General features: G+C 45.5%; 22 protein-coding genes and 1 pseudogene. 12 read left to right on the top strand and 11 right to left on the bottom strand.

What is annotated here, in order from left to right; translation table 11 throughout:
• The first annotated feature begins 74 nt into the window (after window positions 1-74).
• Genes yajC through secF form a run of 3 tightly spaced genes read left to right on the top strand, consistent with a single transcriptional unit; the run spans window position 75 to window position 3,262 of the window.
• A complete protein-coding gene (gene yajC, locus ICV39_RS04460) occupies window positions 75-401 on the top strand; it encodes a preprotein translocase subunit YajC (protein ID WP_173956385.1) in 327 nt (108 codons plus the stop codon).
• A 23-nt stretch (window positions 402-424) separates the two neighbouring features.
• Window positions 425-2,284: a protein translocase subunit SecD gene (gene secD / locus ICV39_RS04455; RefSeq protein WP_215390664.1), complete on the top strand. Its 1,860-nt coding sequence runs from the start codon at window positions 425-427 to the stop codon at window positions 2,282-2,284.
• Between the two features lie 3 nt (window positions 2,285-2,287).
• Window positions 2,288-3,262: a protein translocase subunit SecF gene (gene secF, locus ICV39_RS04450; RefSeq protein ID WP_215390663.1), complete on the top strand. Its 975-nt coding sequence runs from the start codon at window positions 2,288-2,290 to the stop codon at window positions 3,260-3,262.
• A 25-nt stretch (window positions 3,263-3,287) separates the two neighbouring features.
• Here the strand turns inward: secF and ICV39_RS04445 are convergent, their stop codons facing one another.
• Together ICV39_RS04445 and purB are read right to left on the bottom strand one after the other, a co-directional pair.
• Window positions 3,288-4,637 (bottom strand): 3-deoxy-D-manno-octulosonic acid transferase, encoded by a 1,350-nt coding sequence (locus ICV39_RS04445; RefSeq protein ID WP_371816565.1) that lies wholly within the window; start codon window positions 4,635-4,637, stop codon window positions 3,288-3,290.
• Window positions 4,638-4,639: 2 nt separating this feature from the next.
• Window positions 4,640-6,025 (bottom strand): adenylosuccinate lyase, encoded by a 1,386-nt coding sequence (gene purB / locus ICV39_RS04440; RefSeq protein WP_215390661.1) that lies wholly within the window; start codon window positions 6,023-6,025, stop codon window positions 4,640-4,642.
• 89 nt (window positions 6,026-6,114) lie between these two features.
• Here purB and ICV39_RS04435 point away from each other — a divergent pair, with 89 nt between their 5' ends.
• The gene (locus tag ICV39_RS04435; RefSeq protein WP_215390660.1) at window positions 6,115-6,729 is read left to right on the top strand and encodes a glutathione S-transferase C-terminal domain-containing protein; all 615 of its coding nucleotides are present in this window, start codon (window positions 6,115-6,117) and stop codon (window positions 6,727-6,729) included.
• Between the two features lie 28 nt (window positions 6,730-6,757).
• On the opposite strand, the gene mnmA is transcribed toward ICV39_RS04435, so the two are convergent.
• The gene (mnmA, locus tag ICV39_RS04430) at window positions 6,758-7,870 is read right to left on the bottom strand and encodes a tRNA 2-thiouridine(34) synthase MnmA (RefSeq protein WP_215390659.1); all 1,113 of its coding nucleotides are present in this window, start codon (window positions 7,868-7,870) and stop codon (window positions 6,758-6,760) included.
• Between the two features lie 176 nt (window positions 7,871-8,046).
• On the opposite strand from mnmA, the gene ICV39_RS04425 reads away from it, so the two are divergent.
• The 4 genes and pseudogenes from ICV39_RS04425 to ICV39_RS10120 all read left to right on the top strand — a co-directional run bounded on the left by ICV39_RS04425 (window position 8,047) and on the right by ICV39_RS10120 (window position 12,048).
• On the top strand, window positions 8,047-9,180 hold the full coding sequence (locus ICV39_RS04425) for a Re/Si-specific NAD(P)(+) transhydrogenase subunit alpha (RefSeq protein ID WP_215390658.1): 1,134 nt from the start codon (window positions 8,047-8,049) through the stop codon (window positions 9,178-9,180).
• A gap of 21 nt (window positions 9,181-9,201) precedes the next feature.
• On the top strand, window positions 9,202-9,552 hold the full coding sequence (locus tag ICV39_RS04420) for a proton-translocating transhydrogenase family protein (RefSeq protein ID WP_215390657.1): 351 nt from the start codon (window positions 9,202-9,204) through the stop codon (window positions 9,550-9,552).
• A gap of 41 nt (window positions 9,553-9,593) precedes the next feature.
• The gene (locus ICV39_RS04415) at window positions 9,594-10,961 is read left to right on the top strand and encodes an NAD(P)(+) transhydrogenase (Re/Si-specific) subunit beta (RefSeq protein ID WP_215390656.1); all 1,368 of its coding nucleotides are present in this window, start codon (window positions 9,594-9,596) and stop codon (window positions 10,959-10,961) included.
• 113 nt (window positions 10,962-11,074) lie between these two features.
• A pseudogene (locus ICV39_RS10120) lies at window positions 11,075-12,048 on the top strand (Bug family tripartite tricarboxylate transporter substrate binding protein).
• A 72-nt stretch (window positions 12,049-12,120) separates the two neighbouring features.
• Here ICV39_RS10120 and oxlT read toward each other — a convergent pair.
• The 3 genes from oxlT to ICV39_RS04390 form a co-directional block, all read right to left on the bottom strand.
• Window positions 12,121-13,362, bottom strand: a complete 1,242-nt coding sequence (gene oxlT / locus ICV39_RS04400) for an oxalate/formate MFS antiporter (protein ID WP_215390654.1) — start codon at window positions 13,360-13,362, stop codon at window positions 12,121-12,123.
• Between the two features lie 227 nt (window positions 13,363-13,589).
• Window positions 13,590-15,242 carry a chaperonin GroEL gene (gene groL, locus ICV39_RS04395; protein ID WP_215390653.1) on the bottom strand — a complete coding sequence of 551 codons (1,653 nt, stop codon included), beginning with the start codon at window positions 15,240-15,242 and terminating at the stop codon, window positions 13,590-13,592.
• A 28-nt stretch (window positions 15,243-15,270) separates the two neighbouring features.
• Window positions 15,271-15,561, bottom strand: a complete 291-nt coding sequence (locus ICV39_RS04390) for a co-chaperone GroES (protein ID WP_173956397.1) — start codon at window positions 15,559-15,561, stop codon at window positions 15,271-15,273.
• Window positions 15,562-15,877: 316 nt separating this feature from the next.
• Here ICV39_RS04390 and ICV39_RS04385 point away from each other — a divergent pair, with 316 nt between their 5' ends.
• From ICV39_RS04385 to dacB, 4 genes are read left to right on the top strand one after another with little or no spacing between them, the layout of a single operon-like run.
• Window positions 15,878-16,720 carry a diguanylate phosphodiesterase gene (locus ICV39_RS04385; protein ID WP_215390652.1) on the top strand — a complete coding sequence of 281 codons (843 nt, stop codon included), beginning with the start codon at window positions 15,878-15,880 and terminating at the stop codon, window positions 16,718-16,720.
• On the top strand, window positions 16,720-17,343 hold the full coding sequence (locus ICV39_RS04380; RefSeq protein ID WP_215390651.1) for a response regulator transcription factor: 624 nt from the start codon (window positions 16,720-16,722) through the stop codon (window positions 17,341-17,343). The genes ICV39_RS04385 and ICV39_RS04380 overlap by 1 nt, the downstream gene beginning before the upstream one ends.
• Window positions 17,344-17,350: 7 nt before the next feature.
• Window positions 17,351-19,771, top strand: a complete 2,421-nt coding sequence (locus ICV39_RS04375; RefSeq protein WP_215390650.1) for an ATP-binding protein — start codon at window positions 17,351-17,353, stop codon at window positions 19,769-19,771.
• A 60-nt stretch (window positions 19,772-19,831) separates the two neighbouring features.
• Window positions 19,832-21,373, top strand: coding sequence for a D-alanyl-D-alanine carboxypeptidase/D-alanyl-D-alanine-endopeptidase (dacB, locus tag ICV39_RS04370; protein WP_215390649.1), 1,542 nt, complete (start codon window positions 19,832-19,834; stop codon window positions 21,371-21,373).
• On the opposite strand, the gene ICV39_RS04365 is transcribed toward dacB, so the two are convergent.
• From ICV39_RS04365 to fba, 5 genes are all read right to left on the bottom strand, one after another.
• Window positions 21,319-22,422 carry an L-threonylcarbamoyladenylate synthase gene (locus ICV39_RS04365; protein ID WP_215390648.1) on the bottom strand — a complete coding sequence of 368 codons (1,104 nt, stop codon included), beginning with the start codon at window positions 22,420-22,422 and terminating at the stop codon, window positions 21,319-21,321. The two genes, dacB and ICV39_RS04365, sit on opposite strands and share 55 nt — an antisense overlap.
• Window positions 22,423-22,424: 2 nt before the next feature.
• Window positions 22,425-23,609, bottom strand: coding sequence for a 5-(carboxyamino)imidazole ribonucleotide synthase (locus tag ICV39_RS04360; protein ID WP_215390647.1), 1,185 nt, complete (start codon window positions 23,607-23,609; stop codon window positions 22,425-22,427).
• A complete protein-coding gene (gene purE / locus ICV39_RS04355) occupies window positions 23,610-24,107 on the bottom strand; it encodes a 5-(carboxyamino)imidazole ribonucleotide mutase (RefSeq protein ID WP_215390646.1) in 498 nt (165 codons plus the stop codon).
• Between the two features lie 64 nt (window positions 24,108-24,171).
• Complete coding sequence (locus tag ICV39_RS04350; RefSeq protein ID WP_215390645.1) at window positions 24,172-25,071, bottom strand: phosphoribosylaminoimidazolesuccinocarboxamide synthase; 900 nt, start codon at window positions 25,069-25,071, stop codon at window positions 24,172-24,174.
• Between the two features lie 5 nt (window positions 25,072-25,076).
• On the bottom strand, window positions 25,077-26,141 hold the full coding sequence (gene fba / locus ICV39_RS04345; protein WP_215316174.1) for a class II fructose-bisphosphate aldolase: 1,065 nt from the start codon (window positions 26,139-26,141) through the stop codon (window positions 25,077-25,079).
• Window positions 26,142-26,190: the final 49 nt, after the last annotated feature.

Raw genomic sequence — 26,190 nt, 5'->3', positions numbered from 1 at the left:
TTGCGGGTTTACGGCTTTCTCTCAAAAGCTTAAAAATGTAGCAGTTTCCAATTAGTCATTAACGGAGGTTTGATATGTGGATTAGTAACGCTTTTGCCCAGGCTCCAGCCGCGGGCGCAGATGCAGGCGGCTTGATGAGCTTCCTACCTTTAATCTTGATGTTCGCAGTTTTGTACTTCATCATGATTCGTCCACAAATGAAACGCCAGAAGGAAACCAAAGCGATGCTCGAAGCACTCGCAGTAGGTGATGAGGTTGTTACTGTTGGCGGCATTATGGGCAAAGTAACGGCATTAAAAGATCAAGTAGTCACTGTTGAAATTTCTGCTGGGACAGAAGTGCAATTACAGAAAGGTGCCATTACCACTGTATTGCCTAAAGGCACATTGAAGTCCGCTTAATTTTTTATTAAAAGTATCTCGACATGAATCGCTATCCTCTCTGGAAATATTTAGTCATTGCCATAGCTTTGCTGATTGGCGGACTGTATTCATTACCCAATTTCTATGGAGAGGCTCCAGCGGTTCAAGTCTCATCTGCTAAACCAACCATTAAAGTGGATTTAGCAACGCAATCTCGTGTTGAGAAAATTCTGGCTGATGCCAGCATTGACAACACTGGCGTATTTTTTGAAGCAGCAGGTAATGTAGGCTCAATCAAAATTCGCTTTAACAATACCGATATTCAGTTACGTGCTCGCGATCTCTTACAGCAAAAACTGAACACAGATCAAAATGATCCTAACTACACCGTAGCCCTTAATCTCCTGTCGAACACGCCAGGCTGGCTCAATGCAATTAATGCCCTACCAATGCCATTAGGCCTAGATTTACGCGGTGGCGTCTACTTCCTCTTGCAGGTAGATATGAAAGGCGCAGTGCAGAAAAAAGTCACTTCATTAGCCACAGATATTCGCAGCCAATTGCGTGATAAAAACATTCGCCATCAAGGTATTGATCGTGGAGTGGATTCCATCACCATTAATTTTGGCAGCATTGATGAAGCGGAAACTGCGCGCTCACTTTTGAATACATCCCAACCTGATCTCACTTGGCTGGTTAAAGCAAATGGCAGCTCATCCAAACTATTGGGAGAGTTCAAGCCAAAGGCATTAAAAGATATTCAGGACAATGCGGTAAAGCAAAACATCATCACCCTGAATAAGCGTGTAAATGAATTGGCAGTCAAAGAACCAGTAATCCAACAACAAGGGGCTGAGCGCATTGTTGTTCAACTTCCAGGCGTGCAAGACACTGCACGCGCAAAGGACATCATTGGTCGTACAGCAACTTTAGAATCTCGTCTTGCAGATCCATTGGTATCGACCATTGGAGTTGGCGAAACGCCACCTCCTGGCATGGATACCTTCCGCTTTGGTGAAAACCGTTTAGGCGTATTTAAAAAATCAGTCATTTTTAGTGGTGATCGCATTACCGATGCCAGCGCTGGCTTTGATCAAAACCAACGACCCGCAGTAAATATCTCCCTAGACGCCGCTGGTGGTCGAGTTATGCAAGAAGTAACTCGCGAAAACATTGGTAAGCCAATGGGCATGATTCTGTTTGAAAAAGGCAAAGGTGAAGTTCTCACGATTGCCACGATTCAAGGTGAATTCGGCTCTAAGTTTCAGATTACTGGTCAACCAACTACTGAGAGCGCTAATGACTTAGCCCTCTTATTGCGCGCTGGATCGCTTGCAGCACCAATGGAAATTATTGAAGAGCGCACAATCGGACCTAGCTTGGGTGCTGAGAATATTGAAAAGGGATTTAAGTCCCTCTTGATTGGTTTCTCTGCAATTGCGATTTTCATGATGGTTTACTACATGCTATTCGGAACTTTCTCCGTAGTGGCTTTGGCAGTCAATCTACTCCTATTGATTTCAGTCTTATCAATGCTGCAAGCTACCCTGACACTACCAGGTATTGCCGCTATGGCTTTAGCGCTTGGTATGGCGATTGACTCTAACGTTTTGATTAATGAGCGTATTCGCGAAGAGCTGCGCAATGGCTCCTCACCTCAAACTGCGATTGCAATTGGTTTCGATAAAGCTTGGGCAACCATCTTGGACTCCAACGTCACTACCTTAATCGCAGGTCTTGCACTATTAGCTTTTGGCTCTGGTCCGATTAAAGGCTTTGCCGTTGTGCACTGTCTCGGTATTTTGACTTCGATGTTCTCTGCAGTCTTCTTCTCACGTGGCCTGGTTAATCTTTGGTACGGCAGACACAAGAAAATTCAGAAACTCGCGATTGGCCAAGTTTGGCGCCCACAGGAGAAATAAGTCATGGAATTTTTTCGCATCAAAAAAGATATTCCATTCATGCGCCATGCATTGGTGCTCAATGCGATTTCTTTAATTACCTTCTTGGCGGCAGTCTTTTTCCTCTGGCATAACGGCTTACATCTTTCGATTGAATTTACTGGTGGTACTGTTATGGAGGTTACCTACCCCCAGACTGCCCCGCTTGATTCCATTCGCACCAAAGTAGAAAAGCTTGGCTACGCAGATACGCAAATTCAGAACTTTGGTAGCTCACGCGATGTAATGATTCGCCTGCCTTTGCAAAAAGATGCTGATGGCAAGCTTATTTCGTCCGCAGATCAAAGCAATGCGGTAATGCAAGCTCTAGATCCCGCAAGCTCAGGCGCTAAGCTACAACGCGTTGAATTCGTCGGCCCACAAGTTGGTCAAGAGTTGGCGATTGATGGCTTAAAAGCTCTGATATTTGTAATCATCGGCATTGTGCTTTATCTCTCTTTTCGGTTTGAGTGGAAATTTGCGCTTGCAGGCATCATTGCGAACTTGCATGACGTTGTGATCATTCTGGGCTTCTTTGCTTTTTTCCACTGGGAGTTCTCACTTTCAGTATTGGCAGCGGTGCTAGCGGTCCTTGGTTACTCTGTAAACGAATCCGTAGTGATCTTTGACCGTATTCGCGAAAACTTCCGCAAGTACCGCAAGATGAATACTCGCGAGATTATTGATAACGCGATTACCAGCACTATTAGCCGCACTGTTATCACTCACGGCAGCACTGAAATGATGGTTTTAGCAATGCTGATCTTTGGTGGCCCAACACTGTTTTATTTTGCCTTGGCACTCACCATTGGTATTTTGTTTGGTATTTACTCTTCTGTTTTCGTTGCGGCAGCATTAGCAATGTGGCTAGGTGTTACTCGCGAAGATTTGGTGAAGGGTGATAAAAAACCCGATGACAATGCCCGTAATGAAGATCCAAACTATGGGGCTCGTGTTTAACCCAAAGGTTAAATAGACAATTTACCTAGCTGGTAATTCGCTGATCAAGGGCAGCTAAGATATTTTTAGTTGCGCCTTGATGTTCAACAGCATAGGCTTTAGCCGCTACTGCCATCTTGGCCAGTTCAGCAGAATGCAAAAGCAGCTCTTTTAACGATTCTGTTAGCGCCACAGTTTGTCCAAGCAGCAATTCGCCGCTAATTCGCTTGGCTGCCCCAATCGCTATTGCATCAAGAGCTGCCTGTTGAAAATTGTAAGTATGCTCACCAAGCAAGACCGGGCAACCTGCAGCACAGGCCTCAATTAAATTCTGACCACCAAAGGGCAATAGGCTGCCCCCCATCACTACAAGATCTGAGGCGCTGTAATACATCGGCATCTCGCCCATGGAGTCGCCCAGAACTACCTCGATTCCAGCAAAATTGCCAGAGACCTCAGTAAGCTCAGAACGAGCTTTAAAGTTCAAACTGGCATTCCGAATATGATTCGCAACTTCTGTAAAACGCTCGGGATGTCTTGGGGCTATACAAAGCAGCGGGGCTTTTTGAAAGGCATAATCTTGCAGCAAATCCTTCCAGGCCTTGAGAATAATTTCCTCTTCGCCATCACGCGTACTGGCAGCGCAAACCATCAAACGCCCACCTGCATGTAAATCTTGCTGCCATTGCTTACCTTGGGCCACTAACCTGGAATCCAAAGGAACATCAAACTTGAGATTGCCAGTAATCCGGACATTTTTCACGCCAAGACTGCGATAACGTTGCGCATCAAATTCTGTTTGCGCCAAAATTCCTGCAAAGGCCTGAAACAACGCTCGTCCAGCATTGCCGAAACGATTAACCCGACGCGCACTTCTTTCAGATAGTCTGGCGTTAATTAAAAATAAAGGTAATCCAATTTCCTTGCAACGGAATACCGCCGTTGGCCAAGCTTCGGTTTCCATGAAGAGGCCGAACTTTGGCTTAAAAGTATTCAAAAAATGTTTGACAGCCCAACACAAGTCGTAGGGCAAATACACCTGACGAATCCGTCCTCTTGTAATGGCATTGGCAAAAAGCTGTTTACCTGTTCTGCGACCATTTAAGGTCATATGGGTGAGTAATATAGACTCGCCACGCGCCAAATAAGCCTCAATCAAAGGCTGGGCAGCACGCGTTTCCCCAACAGATACCGCGTGTATCCAAATGCAGTCTTTTGAAACCGGTTTTTCATATCCAAATCCAAGTCGTTCGGGAATATGGTGCAAATACGCAAAAGAGTATCTGGCACGCCATGCCAAGCGAACGAATGCAAGCGGCAAAAGCAGATGCCACAGCAGTTGATAAACAGCAAACCAGAACCGAGGACGTACTCCGTATTCTGAGCTCGAGTTCACACTCACTTTTTGAGACGTTCGGTCAACTCGACCGCCTTACCTAAATAAGTGGATGGAGTCATTTCTAGCAAGCGCGCTTTAGCATCCTCTGGAATCTTCAAACCACGAACAAAGTTTTGTAAATCCGCTTGGTTGATACCTTTGCCACGAGTGAGCTCTTTCAATTGCTCATAGGGATTTTCGATGCCATAGCGACGCATGACGGTTTGCACTGGCTCAGCCAACACTTCCCAGCACTCATCGAGATCGGCAGCGATAGCAGCATGATTAACCTCTAACTTACCCAAGCCGCGTAAGGCGCTGTCATAAGCCAACACGCTGTGGCCAAAAGCTGGGCCCAAGTTACGCAAAACAGTGGAGTCAGTTAAGTCACGCTGCCAACGGGAGACAGGTAATTTTTCAGCGAGATGGCGTAACAAGGCATTAGCAACGCCTAGATTTCCTTCGGAGTTTTCAAAGTCAATCGGGTTTACTTTATGCGGCATCGTAGATGAACCAATTTCGCCCGCTTTGGTCCGCTGCTTAAAGTAACCAACAGAGATATAGGCCCAGAAATCACGATCCATGTCTAACAAAATCGTGTTCGCTCTAGCGATCGCATCAAACAATTGCGCCATACCATCATGAGGCTCAATTTGAATGGTATACGGATTAAAGGTAAGACCTAAGCGCTTCTCCACTACATTCTTGGAGAAGTTTTCCCAATCAAAATCTGGGTATGCAGATAAGTGGGCGTTGTAGTTACCGACCGCACCATTCATTTTTCCGAGTAATGGCACAGCGGCGATTGATTCAATAGCGCGCTCTAAACGCTTTGCAATGTTCGCAATTTCTTTACCTAGAGTACTAGGTGAGGCAGGTTGGCCATGAGTGCGCGAAAGCAAAGGCACTTTTGCATGCTCCACGGCTAAGTCAGTCAAAACGGAGAGCACTTTGCGAAGCTGTGGCAGCAATACTTCATCACGTGCGCCACGCAACATCAACCCGTGGGAGGTATTGTTAATGTCTTCAGATGTGCAAGCAAAATGAATGAACTCGCTAGCTTTCAATAAGTCAGGTCGATTAGCAACTTTTTCTTTTAAGAAATACTCCACAGCCTTTACGTCATGATTAGTGACTGCTTCAATATCTTTAATACGTTGCGCATCAGCATCAGAAAAGTTCTCCGGCAGTGATAGCAAAAAAGCTTCATCAGCAGCATTGATCTTTGGTACATCAGGCAGGCTGGCAGCGGCCAAAGCAAGCAGCCAATGAATTTCCACAAAAACACGCTGACGCATAAAGGCAGCTTCGGATAACCATGGACGCAATGCGTCTAGTTTTCCGGCATAGCGTCCATCTAGGGGGGAAAGGGCATTTAGGGTTGAAAGCGGCTGACTCACGGGCATTGCCTTTGCTGGGAATATGTCAATAAAACCTAATTTTAATGCGTTCCGCCATCGAGCAATCTAAGGTTGAGATGACTATACTGAGCCCTATGAAACTCATTTACTCCCCTACTAGCCCCTATGTTCGTAAAGTCAGGATCGTATTCCTGGAGAAAAAGGTCGATATTGACCTTGAAACTAACAGCGTTTGGGCCGCAGACACCAATATCACCACCTACAACCCTTTGGGTAAGGTTCCATGCCTTGTTTTAGATGACGGGGAAGCCATCCAGGATTCTCGGGTAATTGCCGAGTATGCAGATGCTTTGAGCCCTGTGAGCAAACTGATTCCAACTGATCATCGTGAGCGCGCTACCGTTAAGACTTGGGAAGCATTAGCCGATGGCTTGGTGGATGCCAGCATTTTGGCCCGCCTTGAAAAAACCTGGCGCCCAGCAAATGAGCAAAGCCAAGCTTGGATTGATCGTCAAATTGGAAAAGTACATGCAGCACTTCGTCAAATGTCAGAACAACTTGGTGAAAATGCTTGGTGCTTTGGAAATCAAATCACACTAGCCGATATTGCGGTGGGTTGCGCCCTTGGTTACTTAGCGTTTCGCTTTCCAGAAATTCAATGGCAAAGCCAGTACCCAAACTTAGATCGCTTGTATCAAAAATTATTACAGCGTCCTTCATTTAAAGAAACTGAACCACCAACAAGTTAATTTTGGAATGTTGAGAATATTGTTTGGTTTAGGCGGAAATAATTCCGCCACCCAAACAAATATCGCCGTCATACAAAACAGCTGATTGCCCTGGAGTTACTGCCCATTGAGGCTCAGGAAAATCTAAACTGAAGTCTTCTGATGAATTGCCTGCATTCAGCACACAAGCAGAATCAGCCTGTCGATATCGCGTTTTAGCCGAGTAGGAACCAGGCGCGGGTGCAGCTCCAGAAATCCAACTAGCGTCCATCGCCTCAAGCCGCTTGGCCAATAGCCATGGGTGTTCGTGGCCCTGCACCACATACAAAGTGTTGTTTGCCACATCCTTGCGGGCAACGTACCACGCATCACCATTGCCATCCTGGCTGCCACCCAAGCCGATTCCCTTGCGTTGCCCCAAAGTGAAAAATGCTAGGCCCATATGCTCACCAACAACTTTCCCTTCAGGAGTTTTGATTGGTCCAGGTATACGCGGCAAATAGCGATTGAGAAATTCTCTGAAGGGTCTCTCACCGATAAAGCAAATGCCAGTGGAATCTTTTTTCTTGGCATTATGCAAGCCAATTTTTTCTGCAATCGTTCGTACTTCTGTTTTAGGAATCTCACCTAAAGGAAATAAAACATTTGCCAATTGCTGTTGTGTCAAACGGTGTAAAAAATAACTTTGATCTTTAGTGGCATCTAAAGCCTTCAATAACTGAACTTTGCCACCTTCATGTCGCACCCTAGCGTAGTGGCCAGTAGCAATAGCATCGGCACCCAGACTCATTGCATGATCCAAAAATGCCTTGAACTTAATTTCGGCATTGCACAAAACATCTGGATTGGGGGTGCGTCCAGCGGCATATTCACGTAAAAAATCGGCAAATACTCGCTCACGATATTCGGCAGCAAAATTGACTGCCTCAACATCAATTCCGATCAAATCCGCAACCGAGACGACGTCTAGCCAATCCTGGCGGGCGGAGCAATATTCATCGCTATCGTCATCCTCCCAATTTTTCATGAAAAGGCCTACAACTTCATAACCCTGCTCTTTGAGCATCCAGGCAGCAACTGACGAATCCACCCCTCCAGACATGCCAATAACGACTTTCTTGGGGTTTGTAGGCGGGATTGCTGAGGAATTGAGCTGGATCATCAAAAAATGCGAGAATTCAATATAAGCTGACAGGCCATATTGTAGAAGTCTTAGCCTACATTGACAGAAATTTAGGCAAAAGGGCTGTAGGTGCTTGTAGGGGTAAGTTGATGGGTAATTTTTGACCCATTTAACTAAAATAGATTTTTTAAAAATTTCGCTTTTGGAGACATGCCATGCGCATAGGAGTGCCGCTGGAAACTAGAGCTGGGGAAACGCGAGTTGCCGCTACACCAGAAACCGTTAAAAAACTCATTGGCCAAGGACATACCGTTGTCATCCAAAAGGATGCCGGCGTTCAAGCCAGCCAGCCAGATTCCGCCTATGAAGCTGTTGGCGCATCTATTGGATCTGCAGCAGATGCCTTTGGTGCTGAGATTGTTCTTAAGGTACGCGCTCCCGAATCTGCGGAACTCAAACAGATTAAAGCTGGCAGCGTACTCATTGGTATGCTCGATCCATTTGATAGTGACAATATTGCCGCGATGGCCGCGCAAGGAATTACTAGCTTCTCATTAGAAGCCGCGCCACGTACTACACGTGCACAAAGCATGGACGTTCTATCTTCCCAAGCAAACATCGCTGGATACAAAGCAGTAATGGTTGCCGCCAACGAATACCAACGCTTTATGCCAATGTTGATGACTGCAGCTGGTACTGTTAAGGCAGCGCGCGTCCTGATTCTTGGTGCTGGTGTTGCAGGCTTGCAAGCGATTGCAACAGCGAAGCGTCTTGGCGCGGTGATTGAAGCATCTGATGTACGTCCTGCTGCCAAAGAGCAAATTGAATCTTTGGGTGCTAAGTTTGTTGATGTGCCTTATGAAACCGATGAAGAACGTGAGATTGCTCAAGGTGTAGGCGGCTATGCCCGCCCAATGCCAGAAGCCTGGATGAAGCGTCAAGCAGCCTTGGTTGCTGAGCGCGCTCAACAAGCAGACATCGTCATCACGACCGCATTAATTCCAGGTCGTAAGCCACCAGTTCTTTTACATAGCGACACTGTTGCCAATATGAAACCTGGTTCTGTAGTGATCGACTTGGCCGCTGGCAAAGGCGATAACGGCTCAGGCAACTGTCCATTAACTCAAGCTGACAAAGTAGTGAACGCTAATGGCGTAAAGATCGTGGGCTATACCAATTTAGCCAGCATGGTAGCTGCGGATGCTTCTGCACTTTATGCACGCAACTTACTCGACTTCATGAAGTTGATTGTCGATAAAGAAGCAAAGTTAGTGATCCCAAGCGATGACGATATCGTGACCGCCTGCTTGATGTGTCGTGATGGTCAAGCCATCCGCAAAAACTCATAATATTCATACGAAGGAAATATCATGGATCTCGCTGCTTTTCAAAGCATCCTCACAGTCCAAAACATCACCGTATTTGTTTTGGCTATTTTTGTGGGCTACCACGTTGTTTGGAACGTTACTCCTGCGCTGCACACTCCATTAATGGCGGTTACCAACGCTATTTCTGGAATCATCATTGTTGGCGCACTCTTGCAAACCGAAGTAATTGGTGGCGATGAAATTACCCTCACCAGCGTTATTGGTGCGATTGCTGTATTTCTAGCGTCAATTAATATTTTTGGTGGCTTCATGGTGACTCGTCGCATGCTTGAAATGTTCAAGAAAAAAGCACCCAAAACAAATGCAGCAAATTCGGCTGATGCAGCTAAATAAATAGAACAAGACCTCGATAGAGAACACAAGAGACCAAAACAATGTCAAACATAACTGCTATTTCTTATCTCATTTCATCGGTGTTGTTCATCCTCGCATTGCGCGGTTTGTCTTCACCAACCACTTCACGCCAAGGCAATACCTTTGGCATGATTGGTATGTTGTTAGCGGTAATTACCACCTTCTTTATTCCTGACTTCAAGCCTGCTGTCTCACTCATTGCTGCGGCTGTTGTGGGTGGCGCCATTATTGGTACCCTTGCGGCAAAACGCGTGCAGATGACGAAGATGCCAGAGCTAGTGGCATTGATGCACTCATTTGTAGGTTTATCAGCAGTATTAATTGCGATCGCTGCAGTATTTAATACCGCGCATGACCATACTGGCGCACAAAAGATTGAGCTATTTATTGGTGCCTTTATTGGAGCGATTACTTTCACCGCTTCCGTCATTGCATTTGGCAAACTCTCAGGAAAAGTAAGTGGTAAACCAGTTAGCTTTACTGGCCAACATTTACTCAATTTGATTCTTGCTATCTCCATGGTTAGCGCTGGTATTGCTTACTACATGGCAGATAGTCATGCGGCTTTTATGGCAATGTGTGCCATTGCCTTGGTACTCGGCATCACCTTGATCATTCCAATTGGTGGTGCAGATATGCCTGTGGTGGTATCCATGCTGAACAGCTATTCTGGTTGGGCAGCCGCTGGTATCGGCTTCACCCTGAATAACCCAGTGCTGATTATTGCTGGCGCATGTGTAGGCTCTTCAGGCGCGATTCTTTCTTACATTATGTGTAAGGCAATGAACCGCTCGATCCTCGCCGTATTGCTTGGCGGCTTTGGTGCCGAAGCAGCGGCTGGCGGTGCTGATGATGGCGGTCCAAAAAATTACAAGACAGGCTCACCTGAAGATGCTGCATTCCTCATGGAAAATGCCGACACTGTGATTATTGTTCCTGGTTATGGTCTCGCTGTTGCTCGTGCTCAGCATGCCTTGAAAGAGTTAACAGAAAAACTGACTCACCATGGTGTAACTGTTAAATATGCGATTCACCCTGTGGCTGGTCGCATGCCTGGTCACATGAACGTGCTATTGGCTGAAGCAGAAGTGCCATACGATCAAGTATTCGAAATGGAAGATATCAACAGTGATTTCGGCCAAGCGGATGTGGTTTTAGTTCTCGGTGCCAACGATGTGGTTAATCCTGCAGCCCGCACCCCAGGCAGCCCAATCTTTGGCATGCCAATTTTGGAAGCATTTAAAGCCAAAACTATCATTGTGAATAAGCGCTCAATGGCAGCAGGTTACGCCGGCCTAGATAATGAACTCTTCTACATGGATAAAACCATGATGGTCTTCGGCGATGCGAAGAAAGTGGTTGAGGATATGGTCAAGGCAGTTGAGTAATAGCCAACCAGCCTTTTATAGAAACCGCCTACGGGCGGTTTTTTATTGCGCTAAGATATGAAAAAACATTCTGTATCAACGGAATGAAAATAAAAAAAACAGATTGAGACAAAATGAAAATAAAGACTTTTATATTGGTAAGTGCCACTTTTATTGAATTGCTTTTTTGCGGAGTAGCAAAGGCACAAGCTAACTACCCTAGCCGGACTATTCAGACCATCATGCCACTCCAAGCAGGCAGCGGTGTTGATATCTTGATGCGTCCAATTGCCCAGAAGATGGGTGAAAGTCTTGGACAAGCCATCACAATTGAAAATATTCCTGGTGGCGCGGGACTTATTGGCACCGCGAAGGTAGCTCAGAGCCCAGCTGATGGTTATGTTTTGGGAGCTTTTAATGACAGCATTCTGACAATGTTGCCTAATCTATATAAAAAATTGACTACGACCCCATTCAAAGCTTCGCACCTATTTCTGAAGTAGCGGCAATTACATTTGTCTTGGTTGCTAACCCTTCATTTCCAGGCAACACTGCGGCAGATCTCGTGCGTATCGCAAAGGAAAAACCGGGCAAGATTGATTACGCCTCTGGTGGCAACGGATCGCCGCAACACATTGGCATGGAGATTTTCCGTCAATACACTGGTGCTCCAATTGTGCACATCCCATATCGCGGAGCAGCAGCGGCAGTAACTGATGTCATGGCTGGCCAAGTGCCCGTAATGATTAGCGCCTTATCCGTAGTGCTGCCACATATTCGCGCAGGCAAACTGAAAGTACTTGGCGTAGCAAGTAAAACTCGATCCCCATTGTTACCAAATGTGCCAACGATTAACGAGAGTATTAAAGGTTATGAGTTCTCAACTTGGGGGGCATTGCTTGCACCAAAGGGAACATCACCAGCCATTATTGAGAAACTCAATGACGCATTGGTAAGTGCCTTGAAAGACCCCAAACTACGTGAACAATTAATTCAGCAAGGCTTTGAATTTGTTCCGCTGGGGCCGGAGCATTTAAAAGAAATGATCTCGCAAGGATTGATAAAGATGAAAAAAGTTATCAAAGATGGTGGGATTCAACCAGATTAAATCTTTTGTAATTTACAAATAAAAAGGCTAGCAAATGCTAGCCTTTTTATTCCAAACTTTTTGCTTGAATAATCAAGCAGCACGTGCCTGCATATATTTGGCACGCATAGGACGTAGTACAAAGAACGCCAGAATTGCCGCGGTTGCATCCAGGGCAATCATGATGGCAAATACTGGGATCCAACTATCTGCTACACCATGAATATAAGCGGCAATTGGGCCGCCAATAATAGAGCCAACACCCTGCGCCATATACAAAAAGCCATAGTTTGTAGTGGCATGCTTTTGTCCGAAGGTATCTGTCAAGGTTGATGGGAACAAGGAGAAGATCTCACCCCAACCAAAGAAAACAATGCCAGACAAGAGCACAAACATAACTGGATCAGAACGAGTCATCACCCATAAAAACATTGCGATGGCTTCAAGACCAAATGCGATCGTCATTGTGTACTCACGACCCAATTTATCAGATACCCAACCAAAAAATGGTCTAGTTAAGCCGTTAGTGACACGGTCAATGGTGAGAGCCAATGGTAGTGCGGCCATACCAAATACGGTCGCAGAAGTAATGCCAAAATCTTTTGCGAACGCACCCATTTGTGAAATCACCATCAGACCTGATGTCGACATCATCGACATCATTAAGAACATGAGCCAGAAAATAGGGGTCTTTAACATTGTTTTAGGAGCTACGCCTGATGTCGCTGCAATTTGGTCTGCGGCTTGAACATGGCTAGCGTGTGGTACACGAATTCCTTGTGCAGCCAGCAATCCCACAACCCCAATCAAATAACCAAAGAAGGTTAGAGTGCCCTGCAAACCTGATTCAGCAAGGCTGGTGGAGATTGGGAATGTAGTTAACAATGCACCGATTCCATAACCAGCTGCAACCATGCCCACAGCAAAGCCACGATTATTCGGGAACCAACGCACCATCAAACCAACTACACCGATGTAGACAATGCCTGTGCCAAGACCGCCTAGTACACCATAAGTAATGTATAGATTAGAAACGGTAGTTAAGTTTGCGGATAGCACCCAACTCAATCCCGTCAATATCGTACCGATAGACAACAACAAACGAGGTCCAAACTTATCTACCAAATACCCCTGGAATGGAGAGAAGAAAGTTTGCAAAACAATCAAGATAGAAAATGTAACTTGAAGCTCAGTGAGCGTTACGCCCAACTGACCCATGATGGGTTTTGTGAATAAAGCCCAGACATACTGTGGACTTGAAATCGACATCATACAAACCACGCCTAAAGCAAGCTGAACCCACTTCGACTTTAAGATGCTTGTGCCTTCGCTCATTGCTTATCTCCTATTTATATAAATCAACTTGTGATTTACTTATTATTAAAAGATCAACCACGGATATTTAAAGCTAAATGATCCACTACGGTGCAACATGCTTCTTTTCGAATCATACGGGTATTTAGTTAGTGCGTAATCAAAAAGAAATAAAAAAAACGCCTGGCGATGAACCAGGCGTCTGTGCTTCTTTACTTCTGCGGATAAGTTGCAGAATGGTAAGGCAATTACATCATGCCGCCCATACCACCCATGCCGCCCATACCACCCATATCAGGCATACCACCGCCAGCAGATTCTTCTTTTGGCGCTTCAGAGATTGCGCAATCGGTTGTCAATAACAAGCCAGCAACAGATGCAGCGTTCACCAATGCAGTTTTTGTAACCTTAGTTGGGTCAATAACACCCTGAGCTACGAGATCACCGTATTCACCAGAAGCTGCGTTATAACCGTTATTGCCTTTGCTCTCTTGCACGGCATTAACAACCACGCCAGCATCTTCACCAGCGTTGCTCACGATAGTACGGAGCGGCTCTTGCATAGCGCGTAATACGATGCTGATACCAGCGTCTTGATCAGCGTTATCGCCTTTCAAGCCCTTGATACCCTGCATTGCACGAATCAATGCGACACCACCGCCAGGAACAATACCTTCTTCCACAGCTGCGCGAGTTGCATGCAATGCATCATCAACACGAGCTTTCTTCTCTTTCATTTCAACTTCAGTAGCAGCACCAACACGAATCACCGCAACACCGCCCGCCAACTTGGCAACACGCTCTTGCAATTTTTCTTTGTCGTAGTCACTGGTAGCCTCTTCAATCTGCACACGAATATTCTTTACGCGTGCTTCGATTGCCTTAGCATCACCAGCGCCATCAATGATGATGGTATTTTCTTTGCCAACTTCGATACGCTTAGCTTGACCTAAGTGCTCAAGAGTAGTTTTCTCGAGTGTGAGGCCGATCTCTTCAGCAATTACAGTACCGCCAGTCAAGATTGCGATGTCTTCGAGCATTGCCTTACGACGATCACCAAAGCCTGGAGCCTTAACAGCACAAGTTTTGATAATGCCGCGGATATTGTTCACAACCAAAGTTGCCAAGGCTTCGCCTTCAACATCTTCAGCAATGATTAGTAATGGACGACCAGACTTGGCAACCTGCTCAAGAACTGGGAGCAAATCACGGATGTTAGCGATCTTCTTATCAAACAAGAGTACGTATGGGTTGTCCAATACAGCAACTTGTTTTTCAGGCTGGTTAATGAAATATGGAGAGAGGTAGCCACGATCAAACTGCATACCTTCTACTACTTCCAATTCATCATCCAAAGACTTACCGTCTTCAACAGTAATCACACCTTCTTTACCAACTTTTTCCATCGCTTCCGCAATGCGCTGACCAATACTGTGATCGCTGTTAGCAGAAATAGAACCTACTTGGGCGATTTCCTTAGTAGTAGTACAAGGCTTGCTGATCTTGGCGAGTTCGCCGATTGCAGCAGTTACTGCCTTATCGATACCGCGCTTGAGGTCCATTGGGTTGTGACCAGACACAACATACTTCATACCTTCCCGAACAATGGATTGCGCCAAAACAGTAGCGGTAGTTGTACCGTCACCAGCGATATCAGCAGTCTTGGAAGCAACTTCCTTAACCATCTGTGCGCCCATGTTTTGCAACTTATCTTTGAGTTCGATTTCTTTTGCTACAGACACACCGTCTTTAGTAACAGTTGGCCCACCAAATGAACGCTCGATAACAACGTTACGACCTTTTGGTCCGAGAGTTGTTTTTACTGCGTTCGCAAGAATATTGACGCCCTCGACCATCTTGGTGCGAGCGTTATCTCCAAATACAACGTCTTTTGCTGCCATGATTAGGTTCCTCTCTTAAATACCGAAATTACTTCTGAACAACAGCCATGATGTCGTCTTCACGCATCACGATGAGTTCTTCGTTGTCGACTTTTACAGTTTGGCCAGCATACTTACCAAACAACACGCGATCACCAACTTTGACGTCTGGTGCATTTAATTTGCCACTGTCATCACGCTTGCCTGGGCCAACCGCTAGTACTTCACCTTGATCAGGCTTTTCTGCAGCCGCATCCGGAATGATGATTCCAGAGGCTGTCTTTGATTCTTGATCTAAACGCTTGATGATTACGCGATCATGTAAAGGACGCAAATTCATCTCTTCTCCTATGTTAGTAAGTGTTAACTAATTAAATAAACTATATAAATCAATGCTTTATAATCTCATTACACGGAATTCAGAGGTAATTTACGTAAAAACTACCTTTTTAGCACTCGCGTGTAGGGAGTGCTGATTATATAGGTCTGCTTCCTAGGATTTCAAGGGCTGATCCCCACAAATTATTTAAGGATTTAGCCTCTATCTATACTTTGAGCAGGGCAGTAGGAAGATTCCTACAGATAAATCAACCCAAAGCCCTTACCGCTCCAATCTGACCTGCCTAGACTGAACAGTCACCGATTGGAGAATGCTGATGAGCCCGAAATCCCGGCTGTACACGCTTGTAAAAGCATGGAAGAACAAACCCTTCCAGGAAGTACGAGACGCCTGTGGCGCACCCTGGCTTGGCCTGAATAGCCAAGCCCTTGAAGAACATCAATCCTGGTCCAAACGACAAGCGATTAGTCATGAACCTATTTTTAATAACAAAGGCACAAAACTGACAGGATCTTTATTCAGAACACTTCTTCAGGCCTCCGACACGCAATTGCTCCGCTTATTCATGGAGGGGCTAGATACGATCTCTTACTGGCATCGTAGCGGTCGTTTCATTCCCGGAATTTTGCCTGTTCCCGCGCATGCAATTGCTTCCAGCGAATATGTTGATGCATTAAGCGACTTAATATTGAATTCTCGTTTGCCAGTTGGATTGGTTGCGCTAGGCATTCAATCACTTCCCGAACCTGATCTTGCTAGCGCATGCACAGAAGGATTGCTACGCATGCGTCGCCTAGGCGTTTTACTTCACCTCATTCACTTCACCGGCAGCCTCGAAGAGCTTCGGTGGGTAGATGAATTCAAGATGGAAGGAATTCATCTCAATATGAATGCCCTTCGTGAGCAAACGCCTTCGCCAGATGTGCTGTCCAGCATTAGACAGGATCCGTATTCACCAACCCAAATTTACGCCAGCAATATGACGCTTGTGAGAGATTTAGAAAATGCGACTGCCTGGCAAATTGATCATTGCTATGGCGGCCTCATGATGCCTCCCATTAGCAGACATCAAATGCTACAGATTAACGATAGTCGAATCGCTAAAGCCATTTTTTCGCTGCACCCTCATCAACACCTAAACCGAAATGGAGACAAGTAATGAGAAAACGCGTGATGTTGGTAGATGACCATCCTGCAATGCTGATGGCTCTAAAAAGTATGTTGCAAGACCAGTTGGTATTTGAAGTTGTCGGGCAATCCCAAAATGGTGAGGAATGTCTTCGATCCATTAAAGAAATTAATCCGGACATGGTGATTTTGGATTTGGATATGCCAAAGACAGATGGCTTTGATGTTATTCGTCGCATTGGTCTAATGTATCCAGATGTACGCATGTTGATTCTGTCGAGCATGGATGAAGCGGTCTATGGCGGGCGCGTTCGATCGCTGGGCGGACATGGCTTCGTTAACAAAACTGCTGGGGCAGATGTGATTCTGGCAGCCTGTGTCGCGATTTCTCAAGGCTACACATTTTTCACATATGGGAAAAATGGAAATAGCTCATTAACGGACAGTGAAAAGTTGGCAATGATCTCAGATCGCGAACTACAAGTTATGAAGTATCTCGGCAAAGGAAATTCTAATCAGCAGATCTCCGATTTATTACATATCAGCAATAAAACCGTAGCCACATATAAAACACGCGTCTTTGACAAACTTGGCATTAATAATATTGCCGATTTAATTCTGTTCTGCAGAATGAATAACATCATCGAAAGCTAAGCACGCTATGCATCGATTCTTTGTTAAAGCAGTTTTCTCTTGCGGACTTCTTTTTAGTGGAGTTACTCACGCCACCTCAATCAGCTCCGCCGAGCAACGTTGGATCGATGCGCACCCTATTGTTCACTTTAGTATTCATGAAAAATATGCTCCCTATCTTATGGAGGGCAAAGAAGCTAGCTCTCACGGTGTCTTTCATAAAATCTTACAAAAACTCAGCGAGTACACCCAACAAGAATTTCGTCCGAAGTGGCGAAAAACAGAGCAAGAGGGCTTAAAACAATTATCTAATGGCGAGGTGGATTTTATAATTGATCCACCCTCCCTTAATGACGAATACCTTCGCTTTGGATCTTTATCGGAAGCGATTTTCTGGGGACAAGATGCTATTGTCACCAAAAGAAATAATGGCGATGGAATCAGCTCACAAGCAAAACTTGGGTATCTTGATCGTGGCTATGAGAACCCTCCCATCATTGCGGACCCACAAACTAGTCCATCAAATAATCCAGAGAAATTATTGTTGAGCTTGTTGGCGAATGATATCGAGGCGCTGGTACTTCCGATCCGCTTAGCTCAACACCTACTCAAAAACCAAACCAACCAAGATCTTCAACTGGATGGAATTTACCAACGAGAGCCATTTGCTTATCGCTGGCTGATTTCTCATGAAGACAAGCCCTTTCATCAACTTTTAGAGCGCTTTCTAAATCACCTTGATCCCATTGAATCTCGGCATCTTTTCGCAGTTGAAACATATCCCAGTGAAAATATTTCTGATCCAGCAAGCGCACTAGGGTGGTTTGCCAGCCTAGTAATCCTCATGATTGGTAGCACTCTGATATGGAGTCTACATAAAAAGAGAGTGTTTCAAGAACAAGCTTTGGCAAGCCTACATACATCGAAAGAAATCGCAGAAAAGGCTAATGCCGCCAAAACTTCATTTTTGGCAACGATGAGCCATGAAATTCGGACGCCGATGAATGCGATCTTGGGTGTTCAAGAATTATTACTCAGTAGCAAGCAATTTCCTGCGCATGAAAAATCATTATTAAAGAGCGCGCATACCTCTGCTGAGTCTTTGCTCGGAATTCTTAACCAGGTTCTCGACCTCTCAAAGATTGAGGCTGGCAAACTCACCTTGAACTTGGAGCCTTGCTGCTTAAATAGCATCATCAACAACCTTGATCATGCCTTTTCAGCAGTTGCTAATAAGCACAATTTAATTCTTCACACCTCCAAAGATCCTAGAATTGCTGAAGTACTCATGATTGACGCCCTTCGTCTTCGTCAGGTCTTGCAAAATCTTCTGAGTAACGCCATTAAATTTACCAACCAAGGTGAAATCTATTTCTCTATTAGCGTACTAGCTGATGATCATGCTGGGCAATTAATCGAGTTCCGCATTATTGATACTGGTATTGGAATGGGCAAAGAAGAAATTGCTTTGGCCCTACAACCCTTTGAACAAATACCCGGCAAAGGTACTGACGAGAGCGGGACTGGCCTGGGCCTCACCATTACCAATCATTTAGTAAGCTCAATGAATAGCCAACTGTATTTTGATAGCGCGCCAGGCTTGGGTAGCAACATTCATTTTTCAATTGCATTCCCACGTACCAGCATTGCAGCCTCACATACTTCATATAAAGAAGCTCCAGCATCAAATGCTAAGAAATTCATCTCAAGAAATCATCCCGATCAACCCCTTAAAGCCTTGGTCGTGGAAGACCACCCTGCCAGCAGGCAGATCATCTCCCTTCAGCTTGAAGCTTTAGGCATTCAAGTATCAGTTTGTGATAACGCGGATATAGCTTTAGAAGAGATTCATCAAAATACTTTTGATTTACTAATTACAGATCAATCCATTCCCGGCATGCAAGGCTCTGAGTTATCTAAACATATTCGAGAGATGGGCTATAGTGATCTAATCATTATTGGCGTCACTGCGGACATCTACGCACTAGATTCTCGCCATCACTTTTTATCAGCTGGGATGAATGCGGTTCTGATTAAACCGCTCAGCCTGTTAGGCCTTGAGAATGAATTAGCACGCTATTTCTCTATTTCAACCATAAGGCCCTCAGACCAAAACAATGAAGAGGGAAGCTTTTCGTTTAATGCATTCGCAAACCTGATAGCCAATGATCCAAAGCAGATATTGGTTATCCTAGATGAAATTAAAAAGGTGCATGATGAAGCACTTTTGAAATTAAGGGATCCGTCTATCAATGAAGACGAACTTGCTAGTCTTATTCATAAGGTAAAGGGCGGAGCCCTTTTACTAGAGGCAAGTCGTTTCGTTGAAAAGTGTGAAGCCCTTGAAAAAGACGGCGATTTTTTGAGGCGACTAAGCACCTTTAAACACCTCTTACTTGAGCAAAATCTGCTTATTCAGCGCTATCAAGAAAATCAAATGCACCCTTAGCCATAGACAAGCAAGCGAGATTGATTTCACTTCTGGCCGTATCGGTTTATCCTATGCTCAATGAAAGCCGCATCTCATTCAATAGCGCAATATCTACTAGCCATCCTATGTTTTGGTGGATGTATTCATGGCTTATCAGTAAAAGCTGAAGATAACCTCGGTAACCCAATTCCTCGCACTATTGTTAACAGCCTAGAGCGTAATCAAATTCCCCTAGACGCAATCAGCATCTCTGTTACAGAAATTGAACTAGGAAAACCTGGAAAACATCAGGGCAAAGCTATTTTGGGTTGGCGCGAATCCGAACCCATGAACCCTGCCTCAACTATGAAGGTGCTAACCACTTTGGCGGGTTTAGATATTCTCGGCCCACAGTATCGTTGGCGTACAAAAATCTTTACTGATGGCGTGATTCGACAAGGCACTTTGCAGGGCAATCTTTATTTACAAGGCAGTGGAGATCCGAAACTAATCCCAGAAGAGTTTGCCAAGCTCATGAAAGATTTACAGGCCCTTGGTATTCAGAAAATTGATGGTAATTTATTTTTTGATCGTGGCGCTTATGCGCCCAGCGTAATGGAGCACAACACGATTGATGGTGAATCCTTGAGGGCCTATAACGTTCCGCCAGATCCATTGCTTTACGCATTTAGAACCCTGTCTTTTCAGCTTGGAAAATCTCGCACGGCTGACTTTATTGACATTAGCTACACACCGACACTATCTCAGTTAAAGATTGTCAATCAAATGCAACTCGTTGATCGATCTTGCGATAACTGGAAAAGCAATCTTCGCTTTAATCTAGACCCAGAAACCGTGGCAAGCACTGATCAATCTATCACCGCCCAATTTTCGGGGTCTTTTCCAAGTACATGCAGAGGCGTCAACTTCAATGTTGTAGCACTAGACGCCAATACCTTCTTGACGCAAGGTTTTGCTGCGGCTTGGGAGCTTGCTGGTGGCACTTGGGTGAAGCCCCCAGTGGGTAAAGATGGTGCCGTTCCTCTGGCAGCCAGACTCTTGTTGCAATTTGAAGGAATTTCTCTTGCTGATGATGTACAGGATATTAATAAATATTCCAACAATGTAATGGCCCGCCAACTTCTACTGACTTTGGCATTAGAAAAAATGGGTAAACCAGCAACCACCACGAATGGCGAGCTCGTTATTCAGAGTTGGCTTAAACAAAATGGTCTTCATTTCAACGGGCTCGTGATCGAGAATGGATCAGGTCTTTCTAGGAATGAAGCAATTTCAAGCGAGCAAATGAATCAGCTCTTATTAAAAGCGCGCAACCTTCCTGTTGGGGAAGTGTTCTACAACAGCCTTCCCATAGCCGGTACTGATGGGACGATGCGCAATCGTTTAATGACTCAACTGCGAAAATTTTTACATCTCAAGAAAAAACCTGAAGTCAGAATGAAGACGGGATCACTTGCAGATGTACGGGCGATCTCGGGGTATGTGGTGAGTAAATCAGGAAGAATGTATGCCGTTAGCTCATTTATCAACCACCCTAACGCTTGGAAAGGGCTAGAGGCCCACGATCAATTGCTATCGTGGCTACTTGAAGATGGCCCAGAACCAAAGCACGCGCGCTGAAGACGATCTCTCACCCCATCCCATTCTTCGCCTGCAGGAGGCTCCGGAAACAATATGAGATCCCAACCTTGCTCATCCAAATCTCTGAGCGAACGATATAGGCGACTTGCAAAAGCAGTGCTGTCACTCGGCACCTCCACCTCTTCAAAATGAGCGGATGGATGCCCGTCATCTCCCAAAGAAGATTCGGAATCCCAAACCGCAACAGCAACCCGAGACTTTGTGTCCGGAAATTCAGTCAGAGCATCGAGGACGCGACCAGGAGCATACAAGCGCAATGGGGTTGTAGGTGCGTAATGGGCTTTTAAACTTCCAGATACTCTTGGTAAAGATTCCGGATGAACATTGACATCTCCCATCTCGCCAGGACCATAAACTTGCACACCTGTTTTGACGAATATTTCATTTGGCGTAATCACGCCTGGGCGTAGAAGAACTGCGCGGTCTCCATTGGAGACATCCACAATCGTCGACTCAATGCCAACTTCGCAATCACCGCCATCAATTACCAGCAACTCCGATTCGTCTTCAAATTCACTACGCACATCTGCTGCACTTGTTGGAGAGACTTTGCCAAAGCGATTAGCTGAAGGCGCTACTACTCCACCTTGAAATTGGCGTAATAGCTCTTGAGCGATTGGATGCGCAGGAGATCGAATGGCGACCGTATCTTGGCCACCAGTAATCTCATTGAGCACATGCTTATCTTTTTTAAAAACCAAAGTTAATGGGCCGGGCCAAAAAGCATTTATTAATTTGAGAGCATCCTCGGAAATATCTCTTGCCCATGGCGCTAAAACTGACACCCAATCAATTTGCCCATGTCCCAATTGCTCCGGAGCGGCGATATGAACTATCAAAGGGTGATTCGATGGTCGACCTTTTGTCGTAAATACTTTTTGAATAGCGCTGGGATTGCTGGCATCAGCGCCCAAGCCGTACACCGTTTCCGTCGGAAAGGCGACCAAGCATCCATTACGCAAGGCCTGAGCAGCTTCATTGATGACTAACGATTGTGGCGATGATTCGCCAGATGTAACCCCAGACATTTCTAGGGTTCTATGCCCAGCTCAGCGGCGACAGCAGCACAATTTTGACGAGCCTCGTTCAGCGCTTCACCTAAACAATTAATGTGGCCCATTTTTCTGCCAATGCGTGGCGCTGACTTTCCATAAAGATGTAATTTGGCATCGGGATGTGCAAGCACCTTATTCCATGCCGGCTCTTTTGCTTGATCTTCATTACCGGTAAACCAAAGATCGCCTAAGAGATTTAACATCGAAACGGGGGCCAACTGACGGGTATCGCCTAAAGGAAGTCGAGCCATTGCTCTAACCTGTTGCTCAAACTGGCTGCTCACACAAGCATCCATGGTGTAGTGCCCTGAATTATGGGGTCTAGGAGCAATTTCATTAGCAACGATATCGCCATTCTTTAAAATAAAGAACTCAACACACAATACGCCAACGTAATCAATCTTCCGTATCAGCGCTTTAGCAGCATCAATAATTTTTTTCTCTTGCGCCGGCTTTAAAGAAGGCGCAGGCACTGTGGAGGTATGCAAAATTCCATCGCGATGCACGTTTTGTGAAACTGGATAAGCAACTACTGAATCGTCATAGCCTCGCGCTACCAATGCCGAAACCTCGAAATCCAATTCCATGCGTTTTTCTAATACACAAGGAACCTTACCCAACTCCGCCCAAGCATCCACTAATTGTTCTGCGGCATGAACAGTAATTTGACCTTTGCCGTCATAACCCATGCGGGCTGTTTTCAGGATTCCAGGAAATAAATCTGCGGGAACATGGGCGATATCAGCATCATGTTCAATGACAAAGTGAGGTGCTGGGCCAATATTGGTTTCAGACTTCCAGGTCGCTAGAAAATTCTTTTCTGCAATGCGATTTTGCGCCAATGAAACGCAACTGCTGCGCGGTGCTACAAACACCCCTAAAGACTCAAGCTCATCAAGTGCTTGGGCAGGAACATTCTCAAATTCAGTGCTCACCGCCGCGCACAAAGCAGCCATCTCTTTTAAAGCAGCAGAGTTTGTGTAGTCGGCTTGAATGAATTTCTCAGCGATTGAACCAGCGGGACTATCAGAGCCTGGATCGAGCACGCAGACTTTATAACCCATGGCTTGAGCGGCTTGCGTAAACATGCGCCCCAATTGACCACCACCTAGTATTCCTAAATATGAACCCGGCAAAATGGGTTCCATACGATTTACCATCTAGTTGTATCCTGGCAAATTCATAGAGCGCGCTGCATCAGATTGTTTTACGCGAAACTCTTCCAAGCGCTTTGCCAAGTCGACATCATGCAAAGCTAAGCCTGCAATCACATGCAAAGCTGCATTTGCAGCTCCAGCCTCGCCAATGGCGAAGGTAGCAACAGGAATTCCTTTGGGCATTTGCACAATTGAATATAAAGAGTCTTCACCGCGCAGATACTTACTAGCAACGGGCACGCCATACACAGGGACAATCGTCTTTGATGCCAACATACCTGGCAAGTGAGCAGCACCGCCAGCACCAGCAATAATGGCTTGCAAACCATTTTTCTGGGCGTTCTCTGCATATTGAAACATATCATCTGGCATGCGATGGGCTGACAACACCTTAGCTTCATGAGTTACACCAAACTGCTCAAGCATTTGAGCGGCATGCTGCATGGTATCCCAATCAGAATTGGACCCCATCACGATTCCGACAACTGGCTTTTTGCTCATTTAGCTCTCCAAATAACTTACATGCTTTTAGGGCCCTTTAAGACCCTCAGGGGCTCTATTATCCCTAAGATCCTTGGGTTAAGCGAGTAAGCGCTTCACGATACTTTTCAGCAGTCTTTTCAATTACATCAGCAGGTAACTGAGGAGCTGGAGCTGTCTTGGGCCACAACTTACCGTTTACTTGGGCAGTTTCTAACCAATCGCGCACGAATTGCTTGTCATAAGAGGGTGGGTTTGAGCCAACATAATAGGTTTCAGCAGGCCAAAAACGAGAAGAGTCTGCAGTCAGAATCTCATCCATTAGCACCAATTGCCCTGCATCATCTAGACCAAATTCAAACTTGGTATCCGCAATGATGATGCCGCGTGTCGCAGCATATTCAGAGGCCTCTTTATACAAACGAATACTGATATCGCGAATTTGGTTTGCCAATTTCTCGCCAATCAACTCAACTACTTTTTCAAATGAAATATTTTCATCATGCTCACCCACGTCCGCTTTTGCAGCGGGAGTAAAGATTGGCTCTGGTAATTTTTGAGCGTTTTCTAAACCAGCAGGCAATGCAATTCCACAGACCTTACCAGTCTCTTTGTAGTCTTTCCAACCGCTACCAGCCAGATATCCACGCACAACCGCCTCAACCAAAATTGGCTTTAAGCGCTTAGCAACTACAGCACGGCCTTTAACCTGATCCACCTCATCAGGAGCAACAACAGTTGCAGGATCGATTCCAGTTAAATGATTGGGAATAACTTTGCCCAACTTATCAAACCAGAAATTGGCCATTTGATTGAGGACAATACCCTTCTCAGGAATAGGCTCACCCATGACCACATCAAATGCGGACAATCGATCGGTAGTGATCATCAATAATTTGTCATCGCCCAGGGCGTATACATCACGCACTTTGCCTTTAGAGAGGAGAGGCAAGGACTTAATGGAAGTAGCGTAAAGAGCTGGCATATCAATTACTTCACGATCTGAGCTAACTTACCGCTCTTATATAGCTCGGCCATTTTTTCCAATGGAATAGGCTTAATCTTAGATGCTTGACCAGCAGAACCAAAAGCCTGAAAGCGAGCGATACAGACTTTCTTGGCAGCCTCACGCGCTGGCTTCAAATAATCGCGTGGATCAAACTTGCTTGGGTTCTCAAACAAGTAGCGACGAATGGCGCCCGTCATTGCTAGACGAATATCGGTATCAATATTGATTTTGCGTACCCCGTTCTTAATGCCCTCTTGAATCTCTTCAACAGGTACACCGTACGTTTCTTTCATATCACCACCAAACTCACGAATCTCCGCGAGCAGCTCTTGAGGAACACTGGAAGAGCCATGCATCACCAAATGCGTATTCGGTATACGAGCATGAATCTCTTTGATGCGGTCAATTGCCAAAATATCGCCAGTAGGTTTTTTAGTAAACTTGTATGCGCCGTGGCTAGTACCAATAGCGATTGCCAAAGCATCACACTGGGTAGCCTTAACAAAGTCAGCAGCTTGCTCGACGTCCGTCAGCAATTGCTCCCGAGTCATCATGCCATCGGCACCATGCCCATCCTCTTTATCACCCTTCATAGTCTCCAGTGAACCCAAAACTCCGAGTTCTGCTTCAACGGTAACGCCAATAGAGTGAGAGAACTTAACAACTTCTTTAGAGACATCAACGTTGTATTCATAGCTGGCCACTGACTTTCCATCAGCCTCTAAAGAGCCATCCATCATCACACTCGTAAAGCCACTCTTAATAGCTGCCATGCAAACTGCTGGGCTTTGACCATGATCTTGATGCATTACCACTGGAATATGTGGGTAGGCTTCAACTGCCGCAGAGATCAAATGACGCAAGAATGCCTCGCCAGCATATTTACGGGCGCCTGCAGATGCCTGCATGATGACTGGAGAATCTGCTTCGTTAGCAGCCTCCATAATCGCAGTCACTTGCTCTAAGTTATTAACGTTAAATGCTGGCAAGCCATAGCCATTTTCAGCGGCATGATCCAAAAGTTGTCGTAAAGATACTAAAGCCATGATGTTCTCTTAATTAGAAATAGATTTAAGGTTGTAATTGAATATTGAT

The organism is Polynucleobacter sp. MWH-UH25E (assembly GCF_018687095.1).
Taxonomy (GTDB): Bacteria; Pseudomonadota; Gammaproteobacteria; order Burkholderiales; family Burkholderiaceae; genus Polynucleobacter.
Note: the sequence above shows the minus strand (reverse complement) of the source record. Positions and strands in the feature narration are given on the sequence as shown.

Excerpts from the sequence above, each read along its gene's own strand:
- yajC (WP_173956385.1), top strand. The coding sequence starts at position 75 with ATGTGGATTAGTAACGCTTTTGCCCAGGCTCCAGCCGCGGGCGCAGAT.
- secD (WP_215390664.1), top strand. The coding sequence starts at position 425 with ATGAATCGCTATCCTCTCTGGAAATATTTAGTCATTGCCATAGCTTTG.
- secF (WP_215390663.1), top strand. The coding sequence starts at position 2,288 with ATGGAATTTTTTCGCATCAAAAAAGATATTCCATTCATGCGCCATGCA.
- purB (WP_215390661.1), bottom strand. The coding sequence starts at position 6,025 with ATGCCCGTGAGTCAGCCGCTTTCAACCCTAAATGCCCTTTCCCCCCTA.
- ICV39_RS04435 (WP_215390660.1), top strand. The coding sequence starts at position 6,115 with ATGAAACTCATTTACTCCCCTACTAGCCCCTATGTTCGTAAAGTCAGG.
- mnmA (WP_215390659.1), bottom strand. The coding sequence starts at position 7,870 with ATGATCCAGCTCAATTCCTCAGCAATCCCGCCTACAAACCCCAAGAAA.
- ICV39_RS04425 (WP_215390658.1), top strand. The coding sequence starts at position 8,047 with ATGCGCATAGGAGTGCCGCTGGAAACTAGAGCTGGGGAAACGCGAGTT.
- ICV39_RS04420 (WP_215390657.1), top strand. The coding sequence starts at position 9,202 with ATGGATCTCGCTGCTTTTCAAAGCATCCTCACAGTCCAAAACATCACC.
- ICV39_RS04415 (WP_215390656.1), top strand. The coding sequence starts at position 9,594 with ATGTCAAACATAACTGCTATTTCTTATCTCATTTCATCGGTGTTGTTC.
- oxlT (WP_215390654.1), bottom strand. The coding sequence starts at position 13,362 with ATGAGCGAAGGCACAAGCATCTTAAAGTCGAAGTGGGTTCAGCTTGCT.
- groL (WP_215390653.1), bottom strand. The coding sequence starts at position 15,242 with ATGGCAGCAAAAGACGTTGTATTTGGAGATAACGCTCGCACCAAGATG.
- ICV39_RS04390 (WP_173956397.1), bottom strand. The coding sequence starts at position 15,561 with ATGAATTTGCGTCCTTTACATGATCGCGTAATCATCAAGCGTTTAGAT.
- ICV39_RS04385 (WP_215390652.1), top strand. The coding sequence starts at position 15,878 with ATGAGCCCGAAATCCCGGCTGTACACGCTTGTAAAAGCATGGAAGAAC.
- ICV39_RS04380 (WP_215390651.1), top strand. The coding sequence starts at position 16,720 with ATGAGAAAACGCGTGATGTTGGTAGATGACCATCCTGCAATGCTGATG.
- ICV39_RS04375 (WP_215390650.1), top strand. The coding sequence starts at position 17,351 with ATGCATCGATTCTTTGTTAAAGCAGTTTTCTCTTGCGGACTTCTTTTT.
- dacB (WP_215390649.1), top strand. The coding sequence starts at position 19,832 with ATGAAAGCCGCATCTCATTCAATAGCGCAATATCTACTAGCCATCCTA.
- ICV39_RS04365 (WP_215390648.1), bottom strand. The coding sequence starts at position 22,422 with ATGTCTGGGGTTACATCTGGCGAATCATCGCCACAATCGTTAGTCATC.
- ICV39_RS04360 (WP_215390647.1), bottom strand. The coding sequence starts at position 23,609 with ATGGTAAATCGTATGGAACCCATTTTGCCGGGTTCATATTTAGGAATA.
- purE (WP_215390646.1), bottom strand. The coding sequence starts at position 24,107 with ATGAGCAAAAAGCCAGTTGTCGGAATCGTGATGGGGTCCAATTCTGAT.
- ICV39_RS04350 (WP_215390645.1), bottom strand. The coding sequence starts at position 25,071 with ATGCCAGCTCTTTACGCTACTTCCATTAAGTCCTTGCCTCTCCTCTCT.
- fba (WP_215316174.1), bottom strand. The coding sequence starts at position 26,141 with ATGGCTTTAGTATCTTTACGACAACTTTTGGATCATGCCGCTGAAAAT.